Annotated in this window: 13 protein-coding genes; all 13 read right to left on the bottom strand. The window is 47.5% G+C overall.

What is annotated here, in order from left to right; translation table 11 throughout:
• Positions 1 to 24 precede the first annotated feature (24 nt).
• Positions 25 to 441 (bottom strand): metal-dependent transcriptional regulator, encoded by a 417-nt coding sequence (locus tag MUB35_RS17960; protein WP_240577352.1) that lies wholly within the window; start codon positions 439 to 441, stop codon positions 25 to 27.
• An 18-nt stretch (positions 442 to 459) separates the two neighbouring features.
• A complete protein-coding gene (locus tag MUB35_RS17955) occupies positions 460 to 2,208 on the bottom strand; it encodes an ABC transporter ATP-binding protein (protein ID WP_015563842.1) in 1,749 nt (582 codons plus the stop codon).
• Positions 2,209 to 3,993, bottom strand: a complete 1,785-nt coding sequence (locus tag MUB35_RS17950) for an ABC transporter ATP-binding protein (protein ID WP_117889140.1) — start codon at positions 3,991 to 3,993, stop codon at positions 2,209 to 2,211.
• A 126-nt stretch (positions 3,994 to 4,119) separates the two neighbouring features.
• Positions 4,120 to 5,586: an ABC transporter ATP-binding protein gene (locus MUB35_RS17945; RefSeq protein WP_117889139.1), complete on the bottom strand. Its 1,467-nt coding sequence runs from the start codon at positions 5,584 to 5,586 to the stop codon at positions 4,120 to 4,122.
• The gene (locus MUB35_RS17940) at positions 5,583 to 6,335 is read right to left on the bottom strand and encodes an energy-coupling factor transporter transmembrane component T (RefSeq protein ID WP_006428309.1); all 753 of its coding nucleotides are present in this window, start codon (positions 6,333 to 6,335) and stop codon (positions 5,583 to 5,585) included. The genes MUB35_RS17945 and MUB35_RS17940 overlap by 4 nt, the downstream gene beginning before the upstream one ends.
• A complete protein-coding gene (locus MUB35_RS17935; protein WP_005601664.1) occupies positions 6,335 to 6,931 on the bottom strand; it encodes an MptD family putative ECF transporter S component in 597 nt (198 codons plus the stop codon). The genes MUB35_RS17940 and MUB35_RS17935 overlap by 1 nt, the downstream gene beginning before the upstream one ends.
• 141 nt (positions 6,932 to 7,072) lie before the next feature.
• Positions 7,073 to 8,038 (bottom strand): helix-turn-helix domain-containing protein, encoded by a 966-nt coding sequence (locus tag MUB35_RS17930; RefSeq protein ID WP_117802428.1) that lies wholly within the window; start codon positions 8,036 to 8,038, stop codon positions 7,073 to 7,075.
• Positions 8,039 to 8,152: 114 nt separating this feature from the next.
• Positions 8,153 to 10,129 (bottom strand): lysozyme family protein, encoded by a 1,977-nt coding sequence (locus MUB35_RS17925; RefSeq protein WP_240577351.1) that lies wholly within the window; start codon positions 10,127 to 10,129, stop codon positions 8,153 to 8,155.
• Positions 10,130 to 10,160: 31 nt separating this feature from the next.
• Positions 10,161 to 12,491 carry a VirB4-like conjugal transfer ATPase, CD1110 family gene (locus MUB35_RS17920; RefSeq protein WP_330638915.1) on the bottom strand — a complete coding sequence of 777 codons (2,331 nt, stop codon included), beginning with the start codon at positions 12,489 to 12,491 and terminating at the stop codon, positions 10,161 to 10,163.
• Positions 12,484 to 12,918, bottom strand: a complete 435-nt coding sequence (locus MUB35_RS17915) for a PrgI family protein (RefSeq protein ID WP_173900529.1) — start codon at positions 12,916 to 12,918, stop codon at positions 12,484 to 12,486. Before MUB35_RS17915 ends, MUB35_RS17920 begins: the two co-directional genes overlap by 8 nt.
• Before the next feature lie 8 nt (positions 12,919 to 12,926).
• Complete coding sequence (locus MUB35_RS17910; RefSeq protein WP_240577349.1) at positions 12,927 to 13,358, bottom strand: DUF4313 domain-containing protein; 432 nt, start codon at positions 13,356 to 13,358, stop codon at positions 12,927 to 12,929.
• A gap of 13 nt (positions 13,359 to 13,371) precedes the next feature.
• Positions 13,372 to 14,211, bottom strand: a complete 840-nt coding sequence (locus MUB35_RS17905) for a hypothetical protein (RefSeq protein ID WP_240577348.1) — start codon at positions 14,209 to 14,211, stop codon at positions 13,372 to 13,374.
• A gap of 75 nt (positions 14,212 to 14,286) precedes the next feature.
• Positions 14,287 to 14,646 carry a glutamyl-tRNA amidotransferase gene (locus MUB35_RS17900; protein ID WP_240577347.1) on the bottom strand — a complete coding sequence of 120 codons (360 nt, stop codon included), beginning with the start codon at positions 14,644 to 14,646 and terminating at the stop codon, positions 14,287 to 14,289.
• Positions 14,647 to 14,655 lie beyond the last annotated feature (9 nt).

Raw genomic sequence — 14,655 nt, 5'->3', positions numbered from 1 at the left:
TCTATTTTAGCAAAGCAACATTTTCTACTTCTTCACAGGAAAATCATCAAATATATTGTCAATTTTTTGTGAAGCAATCTCTCTCATCGCATGCTCTTTCAGTTTTTGAAAACTTTCATCACTGACTGCATGTTCCATACGACAAGCATCAACTTCTGCAATTTGTGGATTAACTCCAACGGATATAAGTTGATGAGTAAAAAAACAATGGCGTTCGTAAATTTTTTCAGCCATATCCCGGCCAAGTTCTGTCAGGTGCAGATAATGCTTTTCATCCATTGTCAAAAAACCGCCCTCTCGCAAAGTTCCTACTGCGTAACATACGCTGGGTTTTGAAACCTCCATGTACCGAGCAACATCCACGGAACGCACCATACCGAGCTTCTTTTGAAGTATAAGCACGGCCTCCAAATAATCCTCTCCGGCAGTATGAAGTTTCATAGGCAGCTCCTTTCGTCATTAAGCAAGACTCCAGCCAGCCGCACTCTTTCGGATATTGACAAAATCCTGATAGATACCAGACTGTTTCAAAAGTTCCTCATGGGTTCCTTGCTGTGCAATCTGGCCGTTGTCTATAACTAAAATCTGATCGGCGTTCTGGATGGTATTTAGGCGGTGAGCGATTACAAGCAGGGTCTTTCCCTTCACCAATTCGGAAATAGCCTCCTGAATATAGCTTTCATTGTCCGTATCTACACTTGCGGTAGCTTCATCCAAAATGACAATAGGCGCGTCTTTCAGAATACAGCGGGCAATCGAAATACGCTGTTTTTCGCCGCCGGAAAGTGTTGCACCGCCCTCACCAACCACCGTTTGGAATCCGTCGGGCAAAGCCATAATGAAATCATAGCAGCGGGCTTTTCTGGCAGCCTCATAGACTTCTTCTTCCGTGGCATCCGGCTTTCCCATGATGATATTGTTGTAAATGGTGTCCTGAAACAGATACACGCGCTGGAATACCATGCTGATCTGATCCATCAATTCCGACAGAGGTACATTGCGAATATCCACGCCCCTTATCGTCACATTGCCGGATTTTACATCCCAAAGTCGCGCCAGCAAGTTTGCAATGGTGGACTTACCGCTACCGGACGGTCCAACCAGCGCTGTCATAGAATTTTTCTTCATGGCAAAACTGATATGATGCAGAACCTCTTTATCCTGATAAGCAAATGTAACATCGTTGAACAGGACTTCCGGCTGTCCCGGCTGTGCCTGAGCCGGAATATGCTGCTTGCCGTTGTCGGAAAGTTCCGGTTCATCCAATACCGCTTCAATACGATCAAGGGCAGCGTTCATAACGGTTAGTCGGGTTGCTTCTCCATAAAGAGCTTTCAGAGGTCCAAAGAGATCAAAGACAAACAGCAGCACGCCCAAAAGATAAGCCAGGGAGAGTACGCCTTCCTGATGTAAAAAAACGGATAAACCGAAGATAGCGGCAATACCCACGCCATAGAGAATGTTTAAGCCAGTGGTCCACGGTGTCATTTTCTGCTCAAACTTCGTATTGACATCCCTTGATTTTTTGAAGTTTTCCGTTAATTCGTCAGATTTTTCTCCGAGCAGATTGTAACTTTTGATAACCCCAATTCCTTCAGCAAAAGACAAGACCGCATCCGTCAAATTCTCGCTTTGGTTTTGACGCCCGACAGCCTCCTTGAAGGAAACCTTATTCATATATTTTGCAACCAGTGATGCCAGCAAGGTAATGATTACCGCAATCAGCCCAAGTCTCCAATCCAGTACGAACATAAAAACAGATAAAACAAAAGTAGACAGCATATAGCTCATCATGTTGCCAATGGTACTCATAGAAACTTCCTCAATGAATACCATATCCGTACTGAGAACAGAGCTGATTTTGCCAATATTCCCCGATGTAAAGTAACCCATCGGCATTTTTCTTAAATGATTTCCCAACTCCATCCGTTTATCAGCAAAGATCATAAATCCAGCGGCACTTTGCAGACGGTCGCTCAAATAGTGAACCACTGTCTGAACCACTACAACAGCTAATAATCCAAGTCCGACAAACAGACAGGTCTTTCCAGTCAGCGTATTATCAGCAAACCCGGCCAAGACAATAAACGCCATGAAGATCGGCATTTTGGAGAGAATGGACTCGACAAATGCACATAGAAATGCAGCCTGAATACGGCTTTTATACCTCCCGGAGAGGTTCAGGATTCTTGAAATCAATGCAAACATTTATCTTCCCTCCTTTGCAGTAGATACTTTCCACTCGGCGCTGTCCTGAGCCGCTTTCCACAACTTTTGGTATTCTGGGCAAGCTTGAATCAGCTCCTGATGTTTTCCGGTTGCCACCATCTTTCCGTGATCCATAACGCATATTTGATCTGCGTTCATTATAGCGGGAAGTTTGTGAGCGATAACTACCAAGGTTTTTCCCTCCACCAGCTCCGCAATAGCAGCCTCCATTTTTTCCTCATTTTCTGGATCAGCATAGGCCGTGGCCTCGTCAAGCACTACAATCGGGGCATCCTTCAATATTGCCCGCGCCAGGGAAATTCGCTGGCGCTGCCCCCCGGAAAGCATTTTCCCCGCATCGCCCGCCATGGAGTGAATACCTTGCGGCAGCTTTTCCAGAAACTCCATACACTGGGCTTTCTTCGCCGCCTGCATTACTTCCTCATCGGTAGCATCCAAACGTCCAAGACGGATATTTTCCAGCAGGGAGGTGTTAAACAGGTACTGATCCTGAGCCACATAGGAAATGCGGCTGTTCAATGCCTCCAGGCTCATATCACAAAGTTTCTGCCCGCCAATGGAAATGCTCCCTTTCTGCGGGTCATAGTAGTGGATCAACAGTTTTGCAAGGGTGCTCTTGCCAGAACCGGATTCACCAACCAGGGCAGTTTTTTGTCCTGCTTGTGCCACAAAGGTAATATCGTGGAGGACTTCGTTTTCCGCTATTATCGGTTTCCCATCTGGGCCAGGCTGTGTCGTCTGATACGCAAAGGAAACATGATCGTAAGAAATGTTAAAATCCTGTCCGTGGAAATCATCCTCAGCAGCTTGCAGCGGTGCCGTATTTAACATCTGTTCAAGTGCCGTGATCTTATAATTCAGATTCGGAATCGTCTCCATAAAGCCCAGTGCTTTCAGGAGAGGAATCCCAATGCTGAGGGAAAGGCAGAGGACTAAAATCAAATCAGGTAAAGTGCTTATGCCACAGAGAACAAACCATGCCCCAAGAGGCAAAGTCAGAATAACAGTGCAGGGCAGTAGACTTCCGTATATCGCCATCCAGGGCCAGGCGGCCTTATACCATGCCAAGGTATAATCCCGATAGTCCGTTACATCCTTGCGGAAGTTCTCGTAAGATTCACTCTCCCGGTTGAAAACCTTGACAACCTCCATACCATTGATGTACTCAATGATCGTGTTGTTCATTTTCTGTGCAGACTGATAGTAGGGACCCATGCGCTTCATTCCAACAGAGTACATAATGACCATGGAGAGCAGGCTGATCGGGATAGAGGCCAAAGACATAAGAGCCAGTTTCCAGTCCGCACAAAACATAGCAACATAAATCACCAGCGGGATCAGTAAATTTGCGATACCCTCCGGGACTGAATGAGCAAGGAGCAATTCCAAGCTGTCCACATCATCGACAAACAGCTTTTTGATTGTCCCTGTCCCTTTTTCCTCCACAATGCCAAGGGGAAGTTTCTCAAACTTCTTTTGCAGAGATACCCGCAGCCGGAACAATGTGTTATATGCTGCTTTATGAGAAATTGATAATCCCCATCCATAAAAAAACGCCTGCAAAACAAGACAGATCAAAACCCCTATAACACGCAATAAAACAAATTCTGTTTCAACAGAATCGCCCATAACCAATGGCGAAATGACCTGATAGGCCAGCACAAAAGGCAGGACGCCCATAAGAACGCTGACCAGTACGACAACCGTGGCCACATACATATTTTTCTTATATGGCCCTGCGTACTCAAAGATTTTTTTGAACATAAGCCCTCCTTATATTGAGCCGTACTGTCTGTGCTTCAAAAACAAGAGGCCGCCAAAGTAAAGCGGCCTCTTATCATTATCTTTCTGTCCAGTCAAGGCGGCCCTGACATTCATAATTTCTAAAATTCACTGGCGGATTCGGAAAAAATCCAAAACCTTTTTACTGCCGGATTCGTCCAATGGATAGCTTTCTTTTATTTGCCCTTTTTCCATATGGACTACATACGAACATCCCGCCATCACCAACTCCGGATCATGCGTAATAACAAGAAGCGTTTTGCCCTGATCCGCGAGTGACTTCAAACTCCGCGCAACTTCCCGCATATGTTTGAGATCAAGCCCGCTGGTTGGTTCGTCAAACACAATGATCTCCCGGTCACTCACAATGGCAGACGCGATCGCTACCCGCTGTTTTTGCCCGCCGGAAAGAGAAAGCGGGTGCCTGTCTTTATATTCCAGCAGATCAAACTGTTTAAGGATTTTATCCACAACAGTTTCATCCTCGTTGTCAATGCTCAGAAGCACTTCATCCGTCACGCTTTCGGTAAATAGCTGATGGCTGGTATCCTGCATTACCATGTAGCAATGTTTGAGCCGGGCTTTCCAATCAAGGGTTTTCCCGTCAACCTGCAAAAGGCCACACTTCTTTTCCAGTCCGCAAATACAGCGGGCCAGAGTAGATTTTCCAGCGCCATTCAGACCGATAATGGCAATCGTTTCTCCAACCGGCAGTTCTGCACTCGGAATATGGAGGCTTTCCGGTTCCCGCTTTTTATACGCAAAGCAGAAATTTTGAAATTCCATCTGTTTAGCTGTATGCGCCTGATACTGATTCGCAGGCTTCAACTTCGAGAGAGAAAACGGCCGCAGCCCCATTTCTTTTCGAGTGCCATCCGATAAGCTGTCAAATTCAGCAGGCGTGTATTCCCGTTCAATCTCCCCATCTTTTACATACAGCACACGATCTGCAAGATCGTGAAGGTAGTAAAGGCGGTGTTCTGCGATCAGAATTGTTTTGCCCTGCTTTTTCCAGAGGCTCAGGACCTGCCGCAGGTCATCAATAGCAGCCATATCCAAATTAGAAGATGGTTCGTCCAGGACCATAATTCCCGGCAGCAATACACTTGATGAAGCACAGGCTATTTTTTGCTTTTCGCCCCCGGACAGAGCAAACACGCTTCGCCCCATCAAATCTTCAATATGATAATCGGAAACTGTCCGGTCAATCCTTTTCAGGATATCCTCCTGAGGATAGCCTAAATTTTCACATGCAAAGGCTAATTCACTATCCGTATCCACGTTGAAAAACTGACTTTTGGGATTCTGGAATACAGATCCCACCATAGCAGCCAAGTCATAAAGCGGCGTATCTGATACGCTTTTTCCGTCCAGAAGGACATCACCCTCTAAATTGCCCTCGTAATAATGAGGCACCAGCCCGTTTACCAAACGGGTAATCGTTGTTTTCCCACAGCCGGATTCTCCCGTGAGTAAAACAAATTCCCCTGTGTTTATGGTGAGATTGACATTTCTAATCCCTCCGCCGCTGGATTCTTCACCATAAGAAAAAGAAACATTTTGAAAATCTATCATGGCAAAATCCCTCCTGCGGAAATTATCGGGGAAGCAATCGCCCAAAACACTACAAAGCAACAAAACAAGATCAGCACCACATCGGCAAAATTGAATTTAAGCTGGCAAATGTTTGTGCGTTTGACAGGAGCACCGAGGCCACGGGTAATTGCCGCAGCGGAAAGTTCCTCACCGATTTTCACGGAGCAGGTAATCATCGGAATCAGCTTATACTCCAATATTTTTGAAGATTTTTTCCCTCCAAGTTTAATCCCACGCATTTTCATAGCGTCACTGATTGCTTCTGACTCCTGAAAGACAGTTGGAAAGAAGCGGAACATGACCGTTAAGGGGATCGTCACTTCTTTAGGCATATGGATTCTTTCCATGCCGGAAATCAATTCACTGACCGTTGTTGTTTTCACCGCATAGGCAGCAATCGCAACACTGGGAAGGATTCGGCAGAAGAATCCTGTTGTAAACAGAACGAGGAAATTCAATATTCCCGTAAGGTGCGGCAAAACATAAATTTGAACAGCATAAAAAGCAGAAAACACAGCAATATAGCCCACAGCTTTTGCACATTGTTTCGAGGTAAGCAGCAATATAGCCGGAACTGTACAAAGAACAAGGCGGATCAGCCCCATAGCTTCTCCGCCTGTTCCACCCATGACAAAAATGCTTATGATGAAGATGAGCAACAGTTTTGTACGCGGATCGAGCCGTAACCCTTGTTCTGTTTTTTTGCTGAGCAGAATTTCCCGCGCCATTATGCAATACCGGCACGCTGGAAGTGCTTTTTGCAAATAGCTTTCCCAATCACACCTCCGACAAGGCCAAACACAAAGCAGGCAACCAGCAGAATAGGCGCAATCCACATAGGCATATATGTATTAAGGGTAGCTGCATATTCAGCGCCGTATCCTTCAGTCAACATTACCATATAGCTTTCACGGTTCAGGAAAATGGGAGCAAAGTTGCCAAACACCCAGATGCTGAACACGCCGCAGGAAAGAACTGTACTCTTTGCACTTTTGTAGTCCGCCTTTTTCAGGATCACGTCGGCCAACAGGCCGCCAACGAGACCAGTTACCATAGTAAGATAGCCGTTGCCGAAGAACACCATGATTAGGCCAATCAGAAAACCCATGATTGCAGTCATCCCGAATTTTTTAGCCTTTGTAACATACAGCATATAGGGGATGCCGCCAATCAAAGGGCACAGCACCGCCATCAGCGGAATAAAAATGGGGATAAAGCCAAGCATCGCCACCAGCATAACAATCACAACATAGATGACGGTGTAGATGCCGATAGTAATTAAATCTTTTCCCTCAAGCCGGGAACTTTTTTTCTGGGAACTCATACCAGTATCCTCCTTATCTCTGAGAAAATGAAAATGTGGTGCAGTTAGCTTCTTCTAACCACACCACATATAATAGCAATTTGCGCCCACGATTCCAACCCAAAACCAATTTTATTCTACCCAAAATCAGTATTTTTGCATTTATCCAATCTTAGCTTCTGCTTTATAGTTTTTCGGATTCACTCCGTATTTCCTTTTGAACGCCGCTGCGAAATTGCTCGCTTTTGAATATCCCACCAGTATAGCCACCTGGCTGACATTCAAATTACTTTCTAACAGCAGGCTTGCCGCCTTTTCTAACCGCTGGTCGATGACATACGCATGAACCGATGTTCCGAACAGGGAGGAAAAGCCCTTCGTCAATTTTGAAGTGCTGATATTGACCTGCCGCGCCAATTCCTCGCAGCTTGGTGCAAAAGCAAGCTGACTGTCAATAATCCTTTTTGCTTCGGTAATCGAATCCCTGTCACTTTTGGAAATGCTAATATGGTTCGATGAAAGAATACTGAGTTCCAATACTTCACTTAAATATACAGACAGCAATTCAAAAACTTTACTTTCCAAGAATAAATACCCTAAACCACCTCGGTATTGCGTAAAATCTTTTACCTCCGCAAAAATGTGCTCCATATACGGGGTAACGCTCACTTTTGAAATCCCTGTCAGTAATTTCTTTTCATAAGCGTTTATTTCACTATCTTCAAAGTAGTCATTCAAAATTTTGTGAAAATATGGCATGGGAATTTTTATATTCTTAAAAAGGAAATCTTTCTTCCCAGAATAACACAAATATTCCATTTTACCATGTCCCCGATAAATGCAGGATTCGCCTTTCTGGATGCTGACACTTTGACGTGCATCTGCAATATTCCACGATACGCCATCATTGAAGCAGAATAAAAGTTGAATATAATCTTCGCAGCTTACACCCTGCACATTCATATCTGAAAAATAGTTCATTTTCCAGTCTGATACAACAGCTCCTTGCTTTGTAACAACTTGCGAAATCTGACCTGTTCCCATATCAGCCGGAATATCTATTGTCACTGTCTGCGGAGAGTTGGAGAGCAGATCGTGATACAGCTTCGTCATATATTGGTTTGTCATTGTGCGCCCTCCTTTTCTAGTTAGTTAAAGCTAATCACATAATACTTTATATTTGTTTTTTAGTCAAGGTAATCTAAACTATTGACTACTCTCTAAGAGTCAACATATTAATTTTCAAAGTATGCCATATCCCATGATTGTTCCGTTATTGATATCATAACTTCTCTGGTTCACGGCATCGCTGGAGTTTCCCTCTACCGTATATACGGTACTTCCCTCAGTTTTCTCCACGATTCCCACATGGTCTGAGGTTCCGTCCCCATTCCAGTCAAAAAAGATCAGGGTTCCGGGCGCTGGCGAGTATCCTCGGCTCTTCCATTTTCTCTTGCTCTGAAACCATGCGATTCCGTCATCACACAGAGAGAACTTCGGCATCTTACCGTTTTCGATTAATCCTGCCTGATCTCCACACCAGCTGGCAAAGCAGGCACACCATGCTACATGGCTGTCAAATCCATACCACGACCAGAACTTCTGGCCACCTTCATTTCCAAGCTGGGTAAGTGCCACGGATACAATCTGGCCGTTGCCTCCAAACAGGCCGGCAAACAATCCGCCGCTGGAATAATACCGCAGGACGTGAGGGACATATTCTGGATCCCCATAGGCACTCCAGCCATGTGAAGCCGCCTGTTCATTAGAAAACTGCAAAGCGTTTTCTGCACTGTAGCCCCCATATTTTCGTATTGCCCACGTTATGTATCCGTTGCCGTAGTTATACCCTTGCAGGGACAGCTTCAGCTTGTCCATATCCTGTGGGCTGGTGCATCCGGCTTCTCTTAGGCAGTCCGCATAATATTGAATTCCCACCTGTATGGAGTAGTCTACATCCTGGATGGCATTGGGGCTGTTGGAGTACCGGGTGTTGTATGGGCACTCACTGCTCTGCATGGGATCGGTTCCCCGGCCGCCGGATTCCTGCATCATGATCGCCTGTATCACCGAGACGTATTCGGGGATTCCATACTGATTGGCGTATTTCTGGATGGTTGATGTGTAGGAAAGGACTTCCTGGCTGAGTGCTTCGCTGCTCTCTGAGCTTCCCGAAAATGCGGCACCGCCAATAATTCCGACTATGATAACCAGAAGCAGAACCATGACCGCTCCGGCGGCTCCCAGTGCAGCTATCATGGACTGTACGGTTTTCGCTGCCGCTTCCACGGCGGCCTTGGCTGCCTTGAAGGTATTCTCCCCTGCCCTTGCCGTTTTCTGTATCCGGCGGACTCCATCGGAAGTCTGCAAGGCGGCTTTCTTCGCCGCCTGCTTCGCTGCCCTTCGTTCCATCTGCTTCTGCATCCGGGCTGTCAAGGCGTTGGAACTGGCCACCCGGAGCTTCTGCTCTGGCTGGATGCTGATCTTCACAGATGGAGGGGCGGTCTTAATAGTACGCCGCTGTATGGTCTTCGGCTCCAACTGTTTCCGTGGCTTTTCCTTGATCCGGATGGTTTCCGGCTGTTTCTGGCGGATGGCATTCTGCCTTGCGGTATCTCCGGCCTTGCTTTTCTGGTTTTGTCTTTTGATGGAAAGCGATCCACCTTCCGACATTTCCTGTCCATTCTGGATTCTTGGTGTCTCCCTAGCTGCCCGGATCTTCTGTTCTTTCGTTTTGACGGCATCTGAAATCGCCTTTTGCCGCTTGGCTTTCTGAATCTGGACTTCCTGGTTTTCCCGTTCCTTGACCTTCACACGGGATGCCTCCTGTTCCCGGTTTTTTTGCTTCGGTGCTTCCCGACTGACCGGATCGGGAGCCTGTGTGTCCCCGGTTCCTCTGGCGGCTTCTTTCTGCGCTTCTTTTTTACCAGTAACTCTCAGTTTGATCTTCTCGTAGGAAGTCTGTGCTGCTGTCTTTCCGGCGCTGGTTACAGTTCTGCCAAACTTTCTGGCAGCCCATTCCTCTGCGGATGCGACTTTTCCACTGGCATACTCGGATGGGGACTGTTCCTCCATGTCATTATCCCTGGCATTTGCGATGGTCTGGGACTTTTCCTTGCTCTCCAGTATGGCCGTCCGCATCAGCTCCTTCGGGATTCTGGAGGCAGGATTTTTGGTCTTTGGTTTTGTTGTAACTTCTTTGGTTTTGATATCCTTCATCTCACACCTCCAGTCCCGGCTTGTCCCGCTCTTACGCTTCGCCCGGCTTGGTCGTCATCAGGCGATACAGTTTTGTATTTCTTGGAAACGAATTTTCAAACGGCACCAGATTTCCGGAACAGCGGATCAGACCATGGCCGGCACCCACATTGGTGATGTAGGATAACTGGTTGTCTGAAATATTCAGAAGTGCCGCCAGCTCATCCCGGTCGGTGGTAGCCTGATTCAAAAGGATCAGGAACTCACTGTTCGCCAGCATCAGGCGGGCGGTATCGGATTTCAGAAGTTCCTCAACGTTCTGGGTAAGTCCGGTTACAAATCCGGAATACTTACGGATACGCTTGTACAGGCGGTAGAAAAAGTCCGCACTGTATTCATAGCGGAACAGCAGATAAAACTCATCCGCAAAGATCCATGTCGTTTTTCCCTTCTTCCAGTTCTGGATCACACGGTTAAAAATCGAATCCAGTGTGACCAGCATGCCAAGGGGCATCAGCTGTTCGCCCAGCTCCCGGATGTCATAGTCGATGATACGGCTCTTCGTGTTGACATTGGTTTCCTGGGCAAAGGTGTTCAGACTGCCATTGATAAACAGTTCCGAAGACAGAGCCAGCCCTCTGGCTTCTTCCTCCGGCTGGAGCATGAGTTGTCGGTACAGGTCCTTTAAGGTCGGCACCTGCCCTTTGTAACCGCCCCTCATATAATCCCGGTACACATCTGCGGTACAGCGGTCAAGGATGGATTTCTCCTTTGCCGAAAGGTTTCCGGCTCCTACGAGCTGCTCAAACAGGGAAAGGATAAATTCTGACTTCTCAATCAGAGGATTTCGGTCATTGCCATAGGCAGAATCCATATCCAGTGCATTCAGATGGGTATCCGAGGTTGCCGAGATCCGGATGACCTCTCCGTTTAAGGCTTCCACTAGAGAAGCAAACTCCGACTCCGGATCGAGGATGAGGATGTCATCTTCCGTGGAAAGGGCAAGGTCTACGATCTCTTCTTTTGCCGAGAAGCTCTTTCCGGAACCGCTGACTCCCAATCGGAACGAATTTCCATTTAACAGCTTCCGGCGGTCTGCCACCAGCATATTTTTGCTGACTGCATTCTGCCCATAGTAGATGCCGCCCGGCTGCATGATCTCCTGCGTATGAAATGGAATCAATACAGCGGTGGACTCTGTGGTAAGGGTACGCACCGCATCGATCTTCCGCAGGCCATACGGCAGGACGGTGTTCAGCCCATCGACTTGTTGCCATTTCAGGGTTGCCATCTGGCAGAGATGTTTTCTTGCAATGGAATACAGGGTTTCCGTATCGGAATCCAGCTGTTTCTTGCTGTCTGCCATATGTACCATTGTCAGGATACCGAACATCATTCTCTGATCCCTGGTGGTCAGATCGTCCAGCATCTCCTTGGTCTCTTTTCTCTGCAGCTCCATGTCATAGGGAACTACGGCAGAAAAGTTATTATTTGCATTCTGGCGTCTCTGCCAGTTCGTCACGTTTGTCTCCACACCCAGCAGTCGATTCTGGATCTCACGCACCGCTTCATCTGTCGGCACCGGGATGATGTCAATGGACAGCATCAGGTTCCTGCCAAGGCTGCACAGTTCGGAGATCATCTCATCTTTCACATAGCTGGCGTAATCTTCCATGAAAAGGACTCTTCCGTACTGCTCACCCAGTTTAAAATGATCGTTGTGGAATTCCATCGTGTCCGGGCAGATCCAGTCTTTGAAGCTGTGCCCTTTTTTCGCAAAGGCTTTCATGTCAAATGGAAAACTCTGCAGAACATCTGCCTTGAAAAAGTCCCGGAAGATCTGGAGCCTCTGCTCTGCATCCAGCTCTTCCCCGATGGAGGACAGCTTGGCCAGATGGGTGATGATATCCGTTCCCACACGGGCGAAATAGGTCCTGGCTTCATCGATGTTCTTTTTGTGGACACTGACGGTCAGGTAGCGTTCCTGGTAGATGCTGTTGTTAGTACCGGAGATCTTGGACAAGAGCATGTCGTTGTACTCCTTCCGGTATTCATCGAGCCCGTCCCCTTTCATTGGGATCAGCAGGGACTGTTCAAACTCTTCTTTGTTGATCTTACGGTTGTTCAGGGTAATCTTCGCAGTACAGCCGGAATCCAGTGCATTTAAAAGTTCGGAATAATCCAGGAACATTTCTATCTTGTCCGCTTTACTGGCAATGGAATAATTGATATCCGTAAACCGGAATGTCCGGGAAAATTTACTCTCTACCTGAAAAATCCCATCCGGCCAGATCTTGCGGATGGGGATTGCCTGCTGGACAGACCTCGGTACTTTAAATTTTTCTTTGTCCTGTTTCAGTGTCTGACTCAGGGTTTTAATCAAAGGCATCACCCCTTCCTCTTGGCTTCTTTGGTTTCTTCTGTTTCGTCCGCTTCTTCTCCAGAAGCTCCGCTCCGTTTCCCATCATTTTTTCACCCAGCCGCAGGCTCTCTTCCATGCAGGAAAAGTACAGGTTCTCCGATTTGAATACCAGCCGTTTCGGGTACAGCAGTTCGGATTTGATGACTGTCCATGCGAACTGTTCTGCCGTCATGCCGTGGTAACGGAAAAAACCGCAGGCTGCAAAGGGAGCCGCCCCAAGCACACACAGCCATCCGGTTACCTGTTCCCCGGCATATTTCCGGGTGAGGAAATAGATCCCAAGGGCTGCCAGGATCGCCAGTACCGAAAATAAGCACTGCCGGAAACTTAAGCCCCAGAACATTGACTCCTGATAGTCTCGGATTTCTTTATTCATTTTCACTTCCATGTTGTTTTCTACCTTTCTCTCTGTGATTTGTTCTTTGGTTTCTGCTTTGGTGCATCCGAAATCTGGATGCCGTGGCTTTCCATAAATTCTCTGGTTCCCTGCGGATCATATTCTGCCAGTTTCTTCAGGTCAAAGGCGACCTTCTGAAAGGTGCAGTAACCGGAAACTGCGGTCTCCGGAAGTACCCTGCCCAGCTTGTATTTCCGAATAAAACGCAGATGCTCTTTGCTGAAATTGTGGTCGATATAGGCTTCGTTCACACCGTTCAGCGGAGCATGGTGCAGGTTCACCGTAAGGTCGGAAAAAAGTTCCGGGTAGCCATACTCTGTCTGGTAAATCCCGACATACAGGCGGTCTCTGTCCAAGTAGCCGCTGACCCGTAAGAATACTTCCTCTGGTTGCTCTCCACTGTCATAAATTAATTTCTTTGGTTCTTCCATTCCTTTCTGCCTCCTATAATCCCATGATTTCTTTTACGATCCGGTCAGATGCCTTCACTGCCCCGACCAGTACCAGTAAGTTAAAGACCAGCTCCCCGATGTAGTTCCAGACAATCGTCACAGCAGACAGACTGGTATCCCCGACGGCCGGCGGACTCGCCGCAAACACCGAAAAGATGATGCAGGCCAGTGCGATGATGGCACCTTCCAGACATACCCCGGCGTAGGAACGGATAAAGTTCTTCCCTACAGACTGGGTTGGTTCCCCGGCAAAGGTTGCCAGCGGGATCGGTGCGATGGCTGTGTACATATACAGCTTGAACATTCTTCCATATACAGTCAGGATCATCACAAAGGAAAGCACGGTAATTAACAAGCTGCCTAACAGGGTTACGATCCACAAAGGGATGGATTCCAGCATCCCGACTGCTTCGATCTTGTCCACAATCTCTGAGGGCAGTTCCGTCACCGTTCCACCTGCCATCCCGGAATGGGACATAATATTTGCCACGATTCCCTGCACAATGGAAAAAATTGCCGTCAGAAGCTCCATGCCGGACATGACGGCTCCCTGTGCCAGTGCAAAACGGATAAAGGCTTTCACTACATGTTCCGGCTTTTTCATATCCGTGAAGCTCCCACAGGTTTTCACAAGCCCCGCCGCAAAGAACAGAACCAGCAGGCCGTACCCGATGGCTTTCAGTCCACCATTGATGTTCGTCATCACGCTCCAGATCGCCCCGCCCTTGAAATTCTCCGGGCTTTGCGTCAGCAGTGTCCAGATCTCAGCCAGCTTATCGCTCCAGGTCTGCAAGGCAGAATTTAGATTCTGTACGATCCAGTTATTACTCAAACAGTTTCACCTCCCATCCTGCAAAAGTGAACAGGGAGCCGGCATTTCGCATGGCTCCCCTTCTGGTCTCTTCTCCTATCCCATGATCAGGTCCAGGATCTCTTTTGCAAAAGTAATGATGATACCGCCTGCCAGTGTCAGAAATCCGTTTGCCCTCTGGCTCGGATCGTGGCTCTTTAAGGACAGGCCGACCTGCACGATACCAAATCCCAGCAGGATCAGGCCAATGGCACGGATTAGGGAAAAGATAAACGTGGACAGGTTATTGACTACGGTCAGCGGATCGCCTGCGGCATAAACGCAGGTCGCCCCAATGCAGATCGACAGTACCATGACTGCATACAGAGCAAACAGTTTCTTCTGCCCTCTCTTCATCTTCAGCGGTGCGGTCTCTTTCCTGGTTTCTGTGTGTTTCTTATTTTTCAGTAAATTCATCGGCATTCC

The sequence above is a fragment of the Blautia sp. NSJ-175 genome, assembly GCF_022867815.1.
In the GTDB taxonomy this organism is placed as follows: domain Bacteria; phylum Bacillota; class Clostridia; order Lachnospirales; family Lachnospiraceae; genus Blautia; species Blautia celeris.
The sequence above is the reverse complement of the archived record's forward strand: the minus strand, read 5'-3'. Positions and strand labels throughout refer to the sequence as shown.